11 protein-coding genes are annotated in these 13819 nt (G+C 34.2%); 7 read left to right on the forward strand and 4 right to left on the reverse strand.

Annotation, left to right across the window (positions count from 1 at the left end; translation table 11 throughout):
• Nucleotides 1–16: 16 nt before the first annotated feature.
• From Q1A01_RS09845 to pyrR, 4 genes are all read right to left on the reverse strand, one after another.
• Complete coding sequence (locus Q1A01_RS09845; RefSeq protein WP_299679662.1) at nt 17–934, reverse strand: ribonuclease Z; 918 nt, start codon at nt 932–934, stop codon at nt 17–19.
• Between the two features lie 375 nt (nt 935–1309).
• Complete coding sequence (locus Q1A01_RS09850; protein WP_299679665.1) at nt 1310–1645, reverse strand: ribonuclease Z; 336 nt, start codon at nt 1643–1645, stop codon at nt 1310–1312.
• A complete protein-coding gene (locus Q1A01_RS09855) occupies nt 1645–2574 on the reverse strand; it encodes an aspartate carbamoyltransferase catalytic subunit (protein WP_299679668.1) in 930 nt (309 codons plus the stop codon). The genes Q1A01_RS09850 and Q1A01_RS09855 overlap by 1 nt, the downstream gene beginning before the upstream one ends.
• Before the next feature lie 2 nt (nt 2575–2576).
• Nucleotides 2577–3116 (reverse strand): bifunctional pyr operon transcriptional regulator/uracil phosphoribosyltransferase PyrR, encoded by a 540-nt coding sequence (pyrR, locus tag Q1A01_RS09860; RefSeq protein WP_299679671.1) that lies wholly within the window; start codon nt 3114–3116, stop codon nt 2577–2579.
• Between the two features lie 491 nt (nt 3117–3607).
• On the opposite strand from pyrR, the gene Q1A01_RS09865 reads away from it, so the two are divergent.
• From Q1A01_RS09865 to Q1A01_RS09895, 7 genes are all read left to right on the forward strand, one after another.
• A complete protein-coding gene (locus tag Q1A01_RS09865) occupies nt 3608–4312 on the forward strand; it encodes a hypothetical protein (protein ID WP_299679674.1) in 705 nt (234 codons plus the stop codon).
• 175 nt (nt 4313–4487) lie between these two features.
• Entirely contained in the window at nt 4488–5696 is a 1209-nt protein-coding gene (locus Q1A01_RS09870) for a DUF262 domain-containing protein (RefSeq protein WP_299679677.1), read from the forward strand.
• Entirely contained in the window at nt 5689–6711 is a 1023-nt protein-coding gene (locus Q1A01_RS09875; protein ID WP_299679680.1) for a HEPN domain-containing protein, read from the forward strand. Before Q1A01_RS09870 ends, Q1A01_RS09875 begins: the two co-directional genes overlap by 8 nt.
• A 407-nt stretch (nt 6712–7118) precedes the next feature.
• Complete coding sequence (locus tag Q1A01_RS09880) at nt 7119–8351, forward strand: erythromycin esterase family protein (RefSeq protein ID WP_299679683.1); 1233 nt, start codon at nt 7119–7121, stop codon at nt 8349–8351.
• Nucleotides 8352–8658: 307 nt separating this feature from the next.
• The gene (gene gmk / locus Q1A01_RS09885) at nt 8659–9234 is read left to right on the forward strand and encodes a guanylate kinase (protein ID WP_299679686.1); all 576 of its coding nucleotides are present in this window, start codon (nt 8659–8661) and stop codon (nt 9232–9234) included.
• A gap of 350 nt (nt 9235–9584) precedes the next feature.
• Nucleotides 9585–9842: a hypothetical protein gene (locus Q1A01_RS09890; RefSeq protein ID WP_299679689.1), complete on the forward strand. Its 258-nt coding sequence runs from the start codon at nt 9585–9587 to the stop codon at nt 9840–9842.
• 285 nt (nt 9843–10127) lie between these two features.
• Nucleotides 10128–13625, forward strand: a complete 3498-nt coding sequence (locus Q1A01_RS09895; RefSeq protein ID WP_299679692.1) for a glycoside hydrolase family 9 protein — start codon at nt 10128–10130, stop codon at nt 13623–13625.
• Nucleotides 13626–13819: the final 194 nt, after the last annotated feature.

Here is a 13819-nt window from a genome sequence, read left to right on the forward strand (position 1 = left end):
TTTTTTCGGGTCTCTTTTAAAAGGTAAATACTTTCCCATCATCTGCCAGATGAATTGTTGGAAATATGGTTACTGCTTCTTCTTTAAATTCGTTTAAGTCATTATATCGGGTAGAATAATGTCCTAAGATAAGATTTTCTACGTCGGCTTGTTTAGCAATACTAGCAGCTTGCTTTGCCGTACTATGTCCTGTTGGTTTGCACAAATGTGCATGACTTTCTAAAAAGGTTGATTCGTGATACAAAGCTGTTGCTTTTTGTATTTGATCGGCAATAGCTGGTTTGTATTTTGTATCACTACAATACGCATAGCTTTTTGGTTTGGGAGGATCTGACGTTAGTGCTGCATTAGGAACAATGGTTCCATCTTCTAAGGTGACATCGCCTCCTTGTTTGATTTTATTGAAATAGGCTTTGTCAATATCAAGATTGAGTACTGCATTAATATCTAACTTGCGTTGTCCTTCTTTTTCTTGAAAGTAATAGCCATTAGCATAAATACGATGTTGCAACGGGATCGTAGTGACAGTTACTGTATCATCTTCATACACCAATTCAGGTTCTTTGCTGCTCAGTTCTTTAAAATGTAAGGGGTAACTCGTAAAATTTTGCATCAACTTCAGCTGTAGCAACACAATTTCTTTAATCCCAACAGGACCATAAATGGTAAGCGGAGCGGTACGTTTTAAGAGACTAAAGGTAGAGATAACACCCATCAAGCCAAAGAAATGATCACCGTGTAAATGTGAAATAAAGATATGCTTAATGCGCACGAACTTTATTTTATTTCGCCGTAAGGCAACCTGTGTTCCTTCTCCGCAATCTATTAGAAATACATGATTCCGAATCTGTAATACTTGTGACGTCGGATTTTTAAATGCACCTGGAGCAGCAGCATAACAGCCTAAAATTGATACGGTAAATGTACTGCTCATGTATTGTTTTTATTTATGAATAGGTATGCGAAAATAAATATAAGTTTATAGAATTGAATTCTTTATTTTCTTTTTTTCATTGCCAAAAAAAGAAACAAAAAAGTCTAGGCTGACGAAACCTTGTCTAAATTTATTGTTCGTTTCCTAAATTTCAGAAACTCGCTACGCTCAAACAGTCTGAAATTTTACGGAACCTTCACGTCAAATTTTACGACAACCTTTCGAATGCCGAAAACAAACTAGTATGTAATTAGGTTGGGAAAGTATTTTATTTTGAAACGATATTGAGATTCCCACCGAAGTTTATGCTGAGCGAAATCTATACCCCTCGATTATATAAAAAAGTATGAGATTCCCATCTTCATGGGAATGAATTTAAAAGCCTAGATCACGCTCGATTTCCTCCATTTGGATGATATCTTCGGCTTCTTGAAGGGTAGGCACAACCATCATTTCGTCAGGGATGACATCATAATCAATACCCGTATTGACAATCACAAAAGATTTTTTATCAGCGCGTTGGTAATTTGAAAGTTTAATAAAAGCAACGAGTTGCTCTAATGTCAATTCGGTGTATTGTAAAAGATCAATCACTAAATTGAGGTCTTCATACTTTTCAGGAACTACATGCTCTAAATACGATGCAAACTTTAATACATCATCGCGTTCATCTTCTAGAATCGTATACGTATCTTTTTGTGTAACCTTCATTACTGTTTGATTTTTGAAGCTAGTAAATAGAGGACTGCCATACGAACAGCCACTCCGTTTTCAACTTGATTCAAGATAATTGCTTGATCAGAATCGGCGACATCACTAGTTATTTCTACGCCTCTATTAATCGGACCTGGGTGCATAATCACAATTTCTTTATCCAACGAATTTAATAAGGCCTTATCGACTCCGTATTGCTGGGTATATTCTCTGGTACTTGGGAAGTAACTGATATCCATACGCTCATTTTGTACACGGAGCATATTGGCCACATCACACCACTCAAGCGCTTTGCGTAGATCTAACTCTACTTCAACGCCAAGACTTTCAATATACTTTGGCATTAAGGTTTTAGGCCCGCATACTTTGACATTAGCTCCTTGTAATTTCAGAGCATAAATATTAGACAATGCTACGCGGCTATGTAGAATATCACCTACAATCACCACATTCTTCCCTCCTACATCGCCTAGACGTTCGCGTATCGAATAACTATCTAGTAATGCTTGCGTAGGGTGCTCATGCGCTCCATCACCTGCATTGACGATACTTGCATTGATATGTTTTGATAAAAAGACACCCGCTCCTGGATTCGGATGACGCATCACTACCATATCTACTTTCATAGACAGGATATTATTTACCGTATCAATAAGGGTTTCTCCTTTCTTTACGGAAGAAGCCGCTGCCGAAAAGTTAATCACATCGGCACTCAGTCTTTTTTCTGCGAGCTCAAACGAAAGTTTGGTACGCGTACTATTTTCAAAAAACAGATTGGCTATCGTAATATCACGTAAGGAAGGTACTTTTTTGATCGGTCTGTTGATCACCTCCTTAAAGTTATCGGCAGTTTGGAAAATCAGCTCAATATCTTCTTTGGTGATGTATTTTATTCCTAGTAAATGTTTTACACTTAATTCACTCATGGCTACTTATTAATGACATACACGGTGTCTTCACCTTCATTTTCTACCCAACTCACTTTTACCTTTTCTTCATTGATGGCATCTACTTGGCGCCCTCGGTAATCAGGTTGTATAGGGAGGTGTCTGCTAAAACGTCTGTCTATCAAACACAATAATTCTACTTCTTTAGGTCGCCCAAAACTCTGTACTGCTGTTAAAGCCGCATTGATACTACGTCCGGTATAGAGTACATCATCTATAAAGACCACTTTTTTATTTTCGACTACAAAATCGATGTGTGTTTTATTGGCGGCTAATATTTTTTCGCTTCTGCGAAAATCATCACGAAAGAAGGTAATATCCAAATACCCCAATTCTACATTTTCAATCTTGTAGGTATCGATGAGTAATTGTTTAATCCGTTCGGCTAGAAATATCCCACGCGGTTGAATTCCTATGAGTACGGTATCGGTAAAATCTTCGTGATTTTCAATGAGTTGACAAGCTAGTCTATTGAGGATAATATGTACCTCGGTCGCATTAAGTAATACTTTTTGACTCATAGATGATTCCAAAACAATGTTCGGAGAGCAAAGATAGGGAGTTTTTTTGTTTTTGTCTTTCCGCTTTCTCGAAATTAGACGTAGGACTGGAAGACGTAAGACATAGGACGCTGTTTCTTGGGAAGTGTCTTATGTCCTATGTCATCTCGACTAAAGGAGAGATCACACAAGTAGCTCAGGTACAAATCTCTTTTAAAACATACTTACTATTATGAGATTTCCTGCCTACAATAAAGTCTCTTTTTCACTTCACATACGGGAAACCGTAAATAAGTGTAGTTAGGATATGGTAAGTTTCGTAACAGTTACAAACGTTTACAAATAATTATATTCGTTTGCACATGATATCATTCATATTACCACAAAACAAAAACACCTATAAAACAATTAGTTACAATGCTATTTTTTTGAAAATTATGTTACATTTGAGAAAAAATAACTGTAAGTAAAATATCATACAAGTATGATATAAAGTAGTTACCTAACATTTGATGAACACTGAGCGACCATTTAAAATCGATTTAAGTAAAAAGGATTTCAAAGCAGAAATTTCGCTTCCGAAAACTTTGTATGCTGAAGAACAATTAGTAGATATTCACATTGCACCAACTATTGTGAAACTGGAATCGACAAACGATGGAAAAAAACAAGTTCTACCTTTTGACGAAAAAATGTTTACTGATGATATTTATAAAAAATTCAATCGCTTAACCTATAGTATCGGAAAACTGAACAGATTAGCAGAATTGATTTATGACAAACTTAAACGAACAATTTCGCTCTATTTGGCAGTCAATGAGTTGGAGGAATTAACTGAACGAAATAAAAAGTGTAAAGACCTAAAAAAGTATAACTTAAAAAAAGACTTGACTTTCGGAGAATTAAGAAATGTATTTAGTTGTATAATAAAAACTGACTCGGAATTTGAGCAATTTTCGGAATTAGATAGTGGAGAAAAACGAAATAAATTTAGTAAGCTTTTTGACAATTACATAGTCGATAGAGACTGTTACACACACGGAATTTTATCATTCTTATATCCAGAATTTGAACCAATTTTAAAAGTTAAACCACCTAATTCAGAGGAACATTACGTTGGACTAACGGAAAAAATATTAAGAGACAATTTGCTGACTTACCAAAAAATCGACGGAATATTAAGTGAGGTAAATCAAGTTTGGCAGGATAAACTTTAGGTAACAATGTGTTATAGTTCATTGCGGCTTGTTGGTTAAGACAAAGAGTTTTTCACACTTTTACTATCTTGGTTTCTTAATCTGAAAATCCTTGAGGATTTTCAGATTAAGAAACCATACACAAACATGTTGTATGCCATTTGACAACAGAATAACTTAACAATAAAAACATAGTATGAATAAAGAATTATACGAAAATGAAAAGGTTAATCTCTCTGAAGCAAACGTTGGAAGTGAAGTTAAATTAACTAATGAAGAGATTAATGAAAAGTATAAAAAAGGAGAAGTAAGAATTATTACTGAACAAGCTCGTTATCCTCTAAGTACTATTGTTAATATGGTAAATAGTGAAGATTATATTCTTAACCCTGAATTTCAAAGAAGGCATAGATGGGACACAACTCGAAAATCAAGATTGATAGAATCATTTATTATGAATGTGCCTATTCCACCAATCTTTCTATATGAAAGAGAATATTCTGTTTATGAAGTTATGGACGGATTACAAAGACTTACAGCTATTTCTCAATTTTATGAAGATAAATTTGCATTACAAGATTTAGTTGAATGGAAAGAGTTGAATGGATTTAAATACTCTAAATTACCTGAACAAATAAAAAAGGGAATTGACAGAAGATATATTTCTTCAATAATATTATTACAAGAAACTGCAAAATCAGAAGCCGAAGCCAACAGGTTAAAGCAATTAGTTTTTGAAAGAATTAATAGTGGTGGAGAAAAATTAAAAGCTCAAGAAATAAGAAATGCATTATTTCCTGGAGGATTAAACAACATAACAATTAGTCTTTCACGTAACGAATATTTTTGCAAATTGTGGAATATTCCAGAACCTGATGAAACTGAATTACAAACAGGGCAAGCTCGACAAGAAGTAATTGAAAATAAATACTTTAAAGATATGTCTGATGCTGAACTTGTGCTTAGATTTTTCGCTTATCGTCAAATTGACCAATGGCAAGGAAATACAATGGAATACTTTTTAGATGAGTTCTTAAAAAAAGGTAATGAACAATTCAACGAAGGTGTTCTAAACAGCTTAAAAGAACTATTTAATAATACTGTGAAATTCGCATTTGACTTATTTGGAGAAAAGGCATTTTGGCTTCATAGAAAAAGAGAAGACAAATGGTTTCATTATGAAAGGCCTACAAAAATATTGTATGACCCATTAATGCAAGTATTGGCGAGTAATCTAGATAAGAAAGAAGATATCTTGGCTAAAAAAGAAAATATTGTTGCTGGCATAGAGAATTTACATAAAGATAGTTTTGAATCTTTTAAAGGCCGTGACACTAACAAAACTAAAGTAACCGAAAGAATTGATGTTTTAAATAACTATTTAAATTCCTTTCTGAATGAATAATATCTTAAGTGAATTTCAGAATGAAATGGAGTTACTTAAGTTTTATATTGATTTTCAGAATAAGAGTTATAAGAATCAATCAAAGCTTGAAAAAGCTGACCCAAACTCTGTTTTTAATACATTAACCGTATCAAAAATAAAACAATTTGATTTTAACTCGCATATAATATCAATTTACGGAGCATATGAGCATTTTATAGAACAAATGTTAGTTAAGTATTTAACTGAGGTTTGCTTAATTACAAATTCTTATAACTTACTTCCTTTAGAAATACAAAAAAATAATTTAAACAAGACTCTAGAGATTATTAAACAACTTGATTATAGAAAAAATCGGAATATTAAACCTGAAAAAGTTATTGAAATATTACATAAAAACATTAATGAAAATTCTTCTACGATTAATATAAATGCTTTTAAAAATCATAGTGCAAATTTTAGAATATCAGTTGTAGATACTTATTTTTCTGAGATAGGAATAAAAAACATTTCTAGTTTAGTTAGACAATATGAACCTTTAAAAACTTATCTAAAAAATAATATCTCAGATTTTTCATCAAAAAAGAGTTCTATTATTTTTCAACCTTTAGAGCATATTTGTGACCTAAGAAATGATATTGCACACGGAGTTAGTAACATTCAATTAATAAATAAAACAATTCTATTTGAATATATCGATTTTATGAAAATCTACTCTACCGCATTATTTGAATTAATAAATGACAATTATTTAAATAAAATTTACGAGCAAAACAATGATGAAATTGAAGCTATAAATGTTTTTAATAACCAAATTTTATGCTTCAATACAAAAGGCAAATTAATCAACAGAAAATCAAAAATATTGGTTAAATCTGAAAATCACTTTCCAAATGTTTATTTAACAAGTATCAAAGATATCCAGCAGGATAATAAAAGTATCGACAATACTGAATTAGATAAAAATGTTGAAATTGGAGTTATGCTTGACAAAAAAATAAAAGAAACTATGAATTTCAAATTAGTAGCTGAATAAAAAACGGCACACAACAAAGAACTGAGTTAAAAAACAAGTTTTTTTAAACTAATCTTGATACATAATTCCCCCCTAGCGCTCGTTTGTAACGAGTGCTTATAACACAAATCCTTTTACTAGCATCACAACACACCTCTATCCATCCTAATTAATTTTTCGTACTTCGACTACGCTCAGTATAAACTTCTTCTTCGTGTTCTTTCGCGAAAGCGGAAAAACAAAAACACATCACATAGAACATAGGCCTATTCATCATCCCGTTTTTAATTTGGCTTTTAGCATAGAAAACAAAATCGATCACTACAAAATGTCCAAGATTCTTCTTTTAGGACGTAATTAGGTATAAACACTACGATTCTTTTATTCAAAATCAGATATTTGTAGTAGCAATCTATAAAACGTTTTCAATGAAAATCAACTCACTGGCACTTATACTTCTATTATCTAGTATTCCTTGTTTCGCTCAATGCAAATCTGAATTAGAACCATATGCTTCTGGATTTGATACTATAAAAGAAGATTCGTTTTCATTTCTGGACACGATTTTAAATGATATTAGAGTTGTAGGCTATGGAGAAGATACCCACGGAACTGCTGAGTTTACTCTACTTGCAAAAGAGCTCATGGAGTACCTATCTGAGAAATATCACTTTAAGATACTCATCATCGAAACGGGTTTTGGAGAAGGACAATATTTAGATGATTACATTCAAGGTAAAAGAGATGATTTAAAAACCATTTTGGAAGATCATAATTCAACATGGAGATATAAAACAAAGGAATTTTATCAATTAATGAATTGGTTAAAAGCATATAACAACAATACTGCTGACAAGATTCATTTATATGGCTGTGAAATGCAATATGTAATTTCAGATGTCCATAAGATTAGAGAATATCTAGAAAAAGTAAATGCTGATTATCAAATAGACGGGTTTGAAAAGCACTTATGGCAATCTATGGAAGAGAGCGAAAAAGTAGATTATTATATATCATATGCAAAACTCAAGAAGTATTTTATCGATAATCATGAACTATTCAAACGTAAAACTTCAGAGGAAGAGTTTAGTTTAGCTTATCATCATATTGTTGTGTTAGGGCAATTTGTAACCGCAATTAATCAACATGCGGAACAGCGCAAACACGATTTTCGGGATATCTATATGGCAGAAAACATTCAATGGATTCTAAATTTTCATGGAAACACATCTAAAGCACTTTATTGGGCGCATAATGCTCATGTTGGAGATTGGGTTGATAATGGAATTATAGATGTCACTGGGCATCAATTGAGAAAAATGTATGGAGATTCTTATTTTAATATAGCGACAGATTTTGGAACTGGAGAATTTTTGGCTTTTTCGCAGGATTGGAAAATGGAAACATTTGGTTATGATAGCGTTCTCGAAGACACATTTACTGAATGTTTAAGAAAATATGGAAGTCCTAACACTTTTTTGAACCTCCGAAAAGCAAGAGAACATAATGAATTAACTGGCTATCTAAATTCAGCATTTACAACAATGAGTGGTGCTGGTGCACAAGTAAGAAACCAACCTACAGAAACTAAAGAAATTGGGAAAGCCTTTGATGGTATTATCTATCTTGACAAAACCAGTAAAATCAATTGGGCTGAATAAAATGCTACAACATCGGCAACAGTTACGGAGGTCTACAATTCTGATTAAAATGGCTTATCCTCAGTCTCATATGCTATTCTCTCACTAGCCTTACTATTGCTCGTTTGCAATGATTGCTCACAAAACATTCTCTTCTAATGTTATGCTACCATTTAAACTTCAAGTATAATTTTACTAGAAAAAGTAGTTATGCAATCGTATAGAGATCAAAATGCATTAACCTGTTTCGTTAATAACTATGAATTAGAACCGAGCGTTTACAGATTGATATTTCTCATATTTGTGCTAAAACTAAGCTTAAAATAGTATGAATTTAAATGAGAAGGTTGTCATTTTCTCAGCACCTTCTGGAGCTGGAAAAACCACAATAGTCAAACACTTACTTTCAGTGAACAGTACGTTAGCGTTCTCAATATCGGCATGCAGTAGAGAAAAAAGAAATACCGAAGTTGATGGGAAGGATTACCATTTTCTAACGGTAGATGATTTTCAACAAAAAATAAAGTCGAAATCATTTGTTGAATGGCAAGAAGTCTATAAAGACAATTATTATGGCACTTTAAAGTCTGAAGTACAGCGAATTTGGAAAGAAAATAAATCCATCATATTTGATGTAGATGTTGTTGGAGGTATACACTTAAAAAAATATTTTGGAGATAAAGCGATTTCAATTTTTGTAAAAACGCAATCTCTGAATGAATTAGAAACTCGACTTAGAAATCGAAAAACGGAAACTGAATTCACGCTTCAAACAAGGTTACATAAGGCTAAAAAAGAAATGAAATATGAGAAAGAGTTTGATTTCATTTTAGTGAACGATCATCCAGAAACTTCTTTTCAAAAGGCTGAAAGCATTGTAAATTCATTTTTAAACCCACAATAAAGTTAGCCAACATCTTTTAAAATACTTTCAACTCAGCTAGCCCTCATTCAGAACTAGCTTACACAAAACACATCCCGCCTACGCGTACTATAACTCAACCTTTTCTGTTTTAGCTTTCGCGAAAGCGTAATATTGCTATTTAAAAAGAGCATACTAATTTGTATAATCAGGCACCTCTTTCTGTAGAAACTTCTCCTGCTAGTGCTCGTTTGCAACAAGTGCTTTATGCATAAGCCTAATCAATTAAAATAAAAAGATTGAGTGAACCCATGTACTAACTGTAATCAAGACCCTGTAACACATTCTTGAATTTTATGACTGATATGATATACTCTTAAAAATTAGATTTGATGACTGAAAATTCTCCAGAGCAACAAGGAAATAATCGTAAGGATTTGAATTGGCAAAATGAAGCAGATGCTCAACTCAACACTTCGGAATGGTTCGGAGCAATTATACGTTACTTTTGGAATCTTGGAAGAAAAAAGTTTGGAACATTCTATAATCAAAATGAGTTAAAAAAGAATGCAATCATTGGATGGTTATTCCAACTTATTTTGATAATTGTCTTACTATGTATTGGATATTATTATTTTATATATAGTTAAAATCTTGTACTAGCACTTATTTAAAAATAAATATATACAATCTCCCACTAGCGCTCGTTTGCAACGAGTGCTTATAAAGTATATACAACTACTAACTCAAAACACTACCTCAGCCCTTCTTAATTAAGCTTTCGCGAAAGCGGAAAAAACCAATCCTAAAAATTAGCTCCTTTTAAAAAAATCTTCAAATAGGAAGTGATTTTCAAATGGATTTTATAAATTTACCATACCACACCAGAACAGTACGGGTTATTAAAATTACAAACTAGCTAAAATTCACACACTATGAAAAAGTATTACTACACCCTTCTTATTAGTGGGTTGTTTAGTCTACTCACCAATGCACAAGTCATTTACAGTGACCAATTTGATGATATTCTGACTACTGAATCCAACAGTGCATACGATGTAAGCCTTGATAATGGAAACCTCAACATTCAAGGAAATGGAACCGCAGGGGCTTTTAATGCCTTTGAATATGATGTACATACTACAGGTACACCCACTACTTTTGATATGACATCACCTCCCCAAATTTTTATCAAAGCTAGAGCAAATGGTCCTGGCGTATTACGTGTAGACGTAAAAGATGCTGAAGGATATGTCTCCAATCTTTCTGCTAATTACGCATCGCTCACAGAAGAGTTTGCTGTATATACTCTTGATTTTACAGGAGATTTCAATGATGGTGGGTATGGAGGAAGTCCATGTGAGTCGGCAGATGCGCCTTGCCCAGTAAATGCATCAACCATTACAAATTTGGTGTTCTTTGTAGACGATACCACTGGCGGGTATGATGGACTCATTGAAATTGATTGGATTTCGGTAGGAGAATCGTTAGAAGAAGAAAATACAGACTTATTATATAGTGATCAATTTGATGATTTCCTAACTACAGATTCTAATGATGCTTACACTTCTTCCTTAGTAGATGGAAATTTAATGATTGTAGGAAATGGTACCGCAGGAGCTTTTAATGCATTTGAATATGATTTACACGATATGGGTGTAGTACAAGCCTATGATCTTTCTGCAAACCCACAATTATATATCAAAGCAAGAGGCACCAACATGCCTGAGTTTCGTATAGATATGAGAGATGCAGCAGGCTTTGTCACTAATCTACAAGCCAATGCAGTGACCTTAGAAGATGATTTTAGTATTTACCAATTGGACTTTACTGGAGATTTCTTAGATGGCGGTTTTGGCGGTAGTCCGTGTGAAGCAACAGATGCTCCGTGTCCTGTAGATCCTATGGCAATAGCAAAACTTGTGTTTTTTGTGAATGCAGCCACAGGAGGATATGATGGAACCATTGAAATTGATTGGATTTCTGTGGGCGAACCTCTTGAAACTGAAGAAGAGCCAGAACTTTTATATAGTGATCAATACGAAGACTTCTTAACAACAGGTTCTAATGATGCGTATACGGTATCGCTTTTAGAAGGAAATTTAAATATTGTTGGTAATGGTACAGCCGGTCCTTTTAATGCATTTGAATATGATTTGCACGATATGGGAACTCCTATGGCGTTTGATGTGTCTTCTGCACCACAATTATATATCAAAGCAAAAGGAACAAACACTCCTACCCTACGTATTGATATGAAAGATGCAGACGGATATGTGACAAATTTGCAAGCTAGTTCTGCTACGCTTACAGAAGACTATTTTATCTATACATTAGATTTTGAGGGGAATTTTCTAGATGGTGGATTTGGAGGAACATCATGTGAAGCTGCAGATGCCCCTTGTGCAGTAGATCCTACTATGATTACCAATCTGCTCTTGTATGTAAATGATGCTACAGGAGGTTATGAAGGAGTGATTGATATCGATTGGATTTCTATTGGGCAACCGCTAGAAGACGCATTACCAGCTGGTAAAAATATACGATACAACCAAGTGGGGTATCACTTAAATAGAGAGAAATTAATCAACCTCACTTCCGAAACTGATTTTGAGCCACTACCCTATACAGTCGTTAATGCCAATGGAACAACTGTGGCTTCAGGAATGACTTCGGCAACACAATTATGGGATGAGTCACAAGAATATGTAGCTACGATAGATGTTTCTGAAATTAGTACAGAAGGAACCTACGTTATTACAGTTGACGATAGAGAAGCAGCATTCCGCGTAAGCGAAAATGTATACGAAGCCTTAAGTGAAGCTGCTTTTAAATACTATTATTTTAACAGAGCTTCTACAGAAATTACTGCTGAATATGGAGGAGAATATGCAAGACCTTTAGGGTTACCCGATACTGAAATTTTAGTCCATTCTTCTGCTGCATCTGATGCACGTCCTGAAGGAACTGTCATCTCAGCTCCTAAAGGATGGTATGACGCAGGAGATTACAACAAATATGTTGTAAATAGTGGTATTAGTACCTACACATTGCTTGCTGCATTTGAGCATTATCCTGATTACTTTGAAACAAAAGCCTATGATATTCCAGAAACCTCTAACGCTATTCCTGATGTGTTAGATGAAGTAAAATGGAATTTAGATTGGATGCTTGCCATGCAAGATCCTAATGATGGAGGTGTATATCATAAATTAACTGGATTAAACTTCCAAGGAATTATCATGCCTGCAGACTACACAGCAAATCGTTATGTGGTTCAAAAGTCAACATCGGCGGCATTAAATTTTGCCGCAGTCACGGCAATGGCATCTCGTATCTATGCAGCGTATGAGGCAGAACTTCCTGGATATAGCGCACAACTTATTGCAGCTTCAGAAAGCGCGTATAATTGGGCACTGGCAAATCCAGCAGTGTACTATGATCAGCCAGATGATGTATTTACAGGAGAGTATGGAGATAACAATGTCTCTGATGAGTTTCAATGGGCAGCCGTAGAGCTTTTTATTACGACTAGTGACCAAACGTATAACGATGCTATTGATGTAGAAGCGATTGATAACGGAGTGCCATTTTGGGGATATACGGCACCACTCGGGCTTATTTCAATTGTAAACAATGCCGAACAGCTTGATAATGATGTCGATGTCGCAAGTGCGATTACTAAATTCTTAGAAACTGCTAATGAGTTAAAAGAAAAAGTAAACAATAGTGCCATGCGTGTTGCCATGGGATCTGGTGATTACAACTGGGGAAGTAATGGTCAAGCGGCAAATCAAATGATGTTATTAATCCAAGCCTATCAAATAGATGGAGATGAAAGCTTTTTAAATGCTGCCTTTACTGCTTCAGATTATTTATTAGGACGTAATGCAACAGGATACTGTTTTGTGAGCGGATTTGGTGATTTACCTATGAATAATCCACATCATAGAATTTCTGAAGCAGATACAGTAACAGATGCAGTACCAGGAATGGTAGCTGGTGGACCTCACTCTGGACAACAGGATGGATGTCCTGGATATCCAAGTACAGATCCTGCACGTTCGTATGTAGACACCTGGTGTTCCTACTCTTCAAATGAAGTAACTATTAACTGGAATGCACCACTATTCTACGCGACAGCAGCACTTTATAGAATTCAAGAAGAAACCCTTTCGGTAGGAGATATTGATATTACAGATGCAAATCCATTACAACTCTTCCCAAATCCTTCTACAGATATTATCAATATCAGTTTAGAGAATGCTTCTAATCTATCGGTAAAAGTATTTGCAATGGATGGGAAACTCATCATAGATCAAGCGCTTGAATCATCAAGAGCTCTGAATATTAATTCCCTTTCAAAAGGAATGTATATCATGCAAGTAGAAAATGAAGGAGAAAAATATGTGGCAAAGTTTTTTAAACTGTAATTTTTACGAATTCCACTAAGAAAGGTGCTTGTCTTATGATAAGCGCCTTTTTTTATGTAATCCTTTTTCCGCTTTCGCGAAAATGGAAATAGATGCCAAAAAATTATAAATATAATTATTAGCAACCCTCTACTTCTGCTCTACATTCACTAACTTTAATGTATATCAATAATGTTGTTACTCATACACAAAAT

The organism is uncultured Dokdonia sp., from assembly GCF_947492815.1.
In the GTDB taxonomy this organism is placed as follows: Bacteria; Bacteroidota; Bacteroidia; order Flavobacteriales; family Flavobacteriaceae; genus Dokdonia.

Bases quoted from the DNA above. Each gene is read 5' to 3' on its own strand.
- Q1A01_RS09845 (WP_299679662.1), bottom strand. From the start codon at position 934: ATGAGCAGTACATTTACCGTATCAATTTTAGGCTGTTATGCTGCTGCT.
- Q1A01_RS09850 (WP_299679665.1), bottom strand. From the start codon at position 1,645: ATGAAGGTTACACAAAAAGATACGTATACGATTCTAGAAGATGAACGC.
- Q1A01_RS09855 (WP_299679668.1), bottom strand. From the start codon at position 2,574: ATGAGTGAATTAAGTGTAAAACATTTACTAGGAATAAAATACATCACC.
- pyrR (WP_299679671.1), bottom strand. From the start codon at position 3,116: ATGAGTCAAAAAGTATTACTTAATGCGACCGAGGTACATATTATCCTC.
- Q1A01_RS09865 (WP_299679674.1), top strand. From the start codon at position 3,608: ATGAACACTGAGCGACCATTTAAAATCGATTTAAGTAAAAAGGATTTC.
- Q1A01_RS09870 (WP_299679677.1), top strand. From the start codon at position 4,488: ATGAATAAAGAATTATACGAAAATGAAAAGGTTAATCTCTCTGAAGCA.
- Q1A01_RS09875 (WP_299679680.1), top strand. From the start codon at position 5,689: ATGAATAATATCTTAAGTGAATTTCAGAATGAAATGGAGTTACTTAAG.
- Q1A01_RS09880 (WP_299679683.1), top strand. From the start codon at position 7,119: ATGAAAATCAACTCACTGGCACTTATACTTCTATTATCTAGTATTCCT.
- gmk (WP_299679686.1), top strand. From the start codon at position 8,659: ATGAATTTAAATGAGAAGGTTGTCATTTTCTCAGCACCTTCTGGAGCT.
- Q1A01_RS09890 (WP_299679689.1), top strand. From the start codon at position 9,585: ATGACTGAAAATTCTCCAGAGCAACAAGGAAATAATCGTAAGGATTTG.
- Q1A01_RS09895 (WP_299679692.1), top strand. From the start codon at position 10,128: ATGAAAAAGTATTACTACACCCTTCTTATTAGTGGGTTGTTTAGTCTA.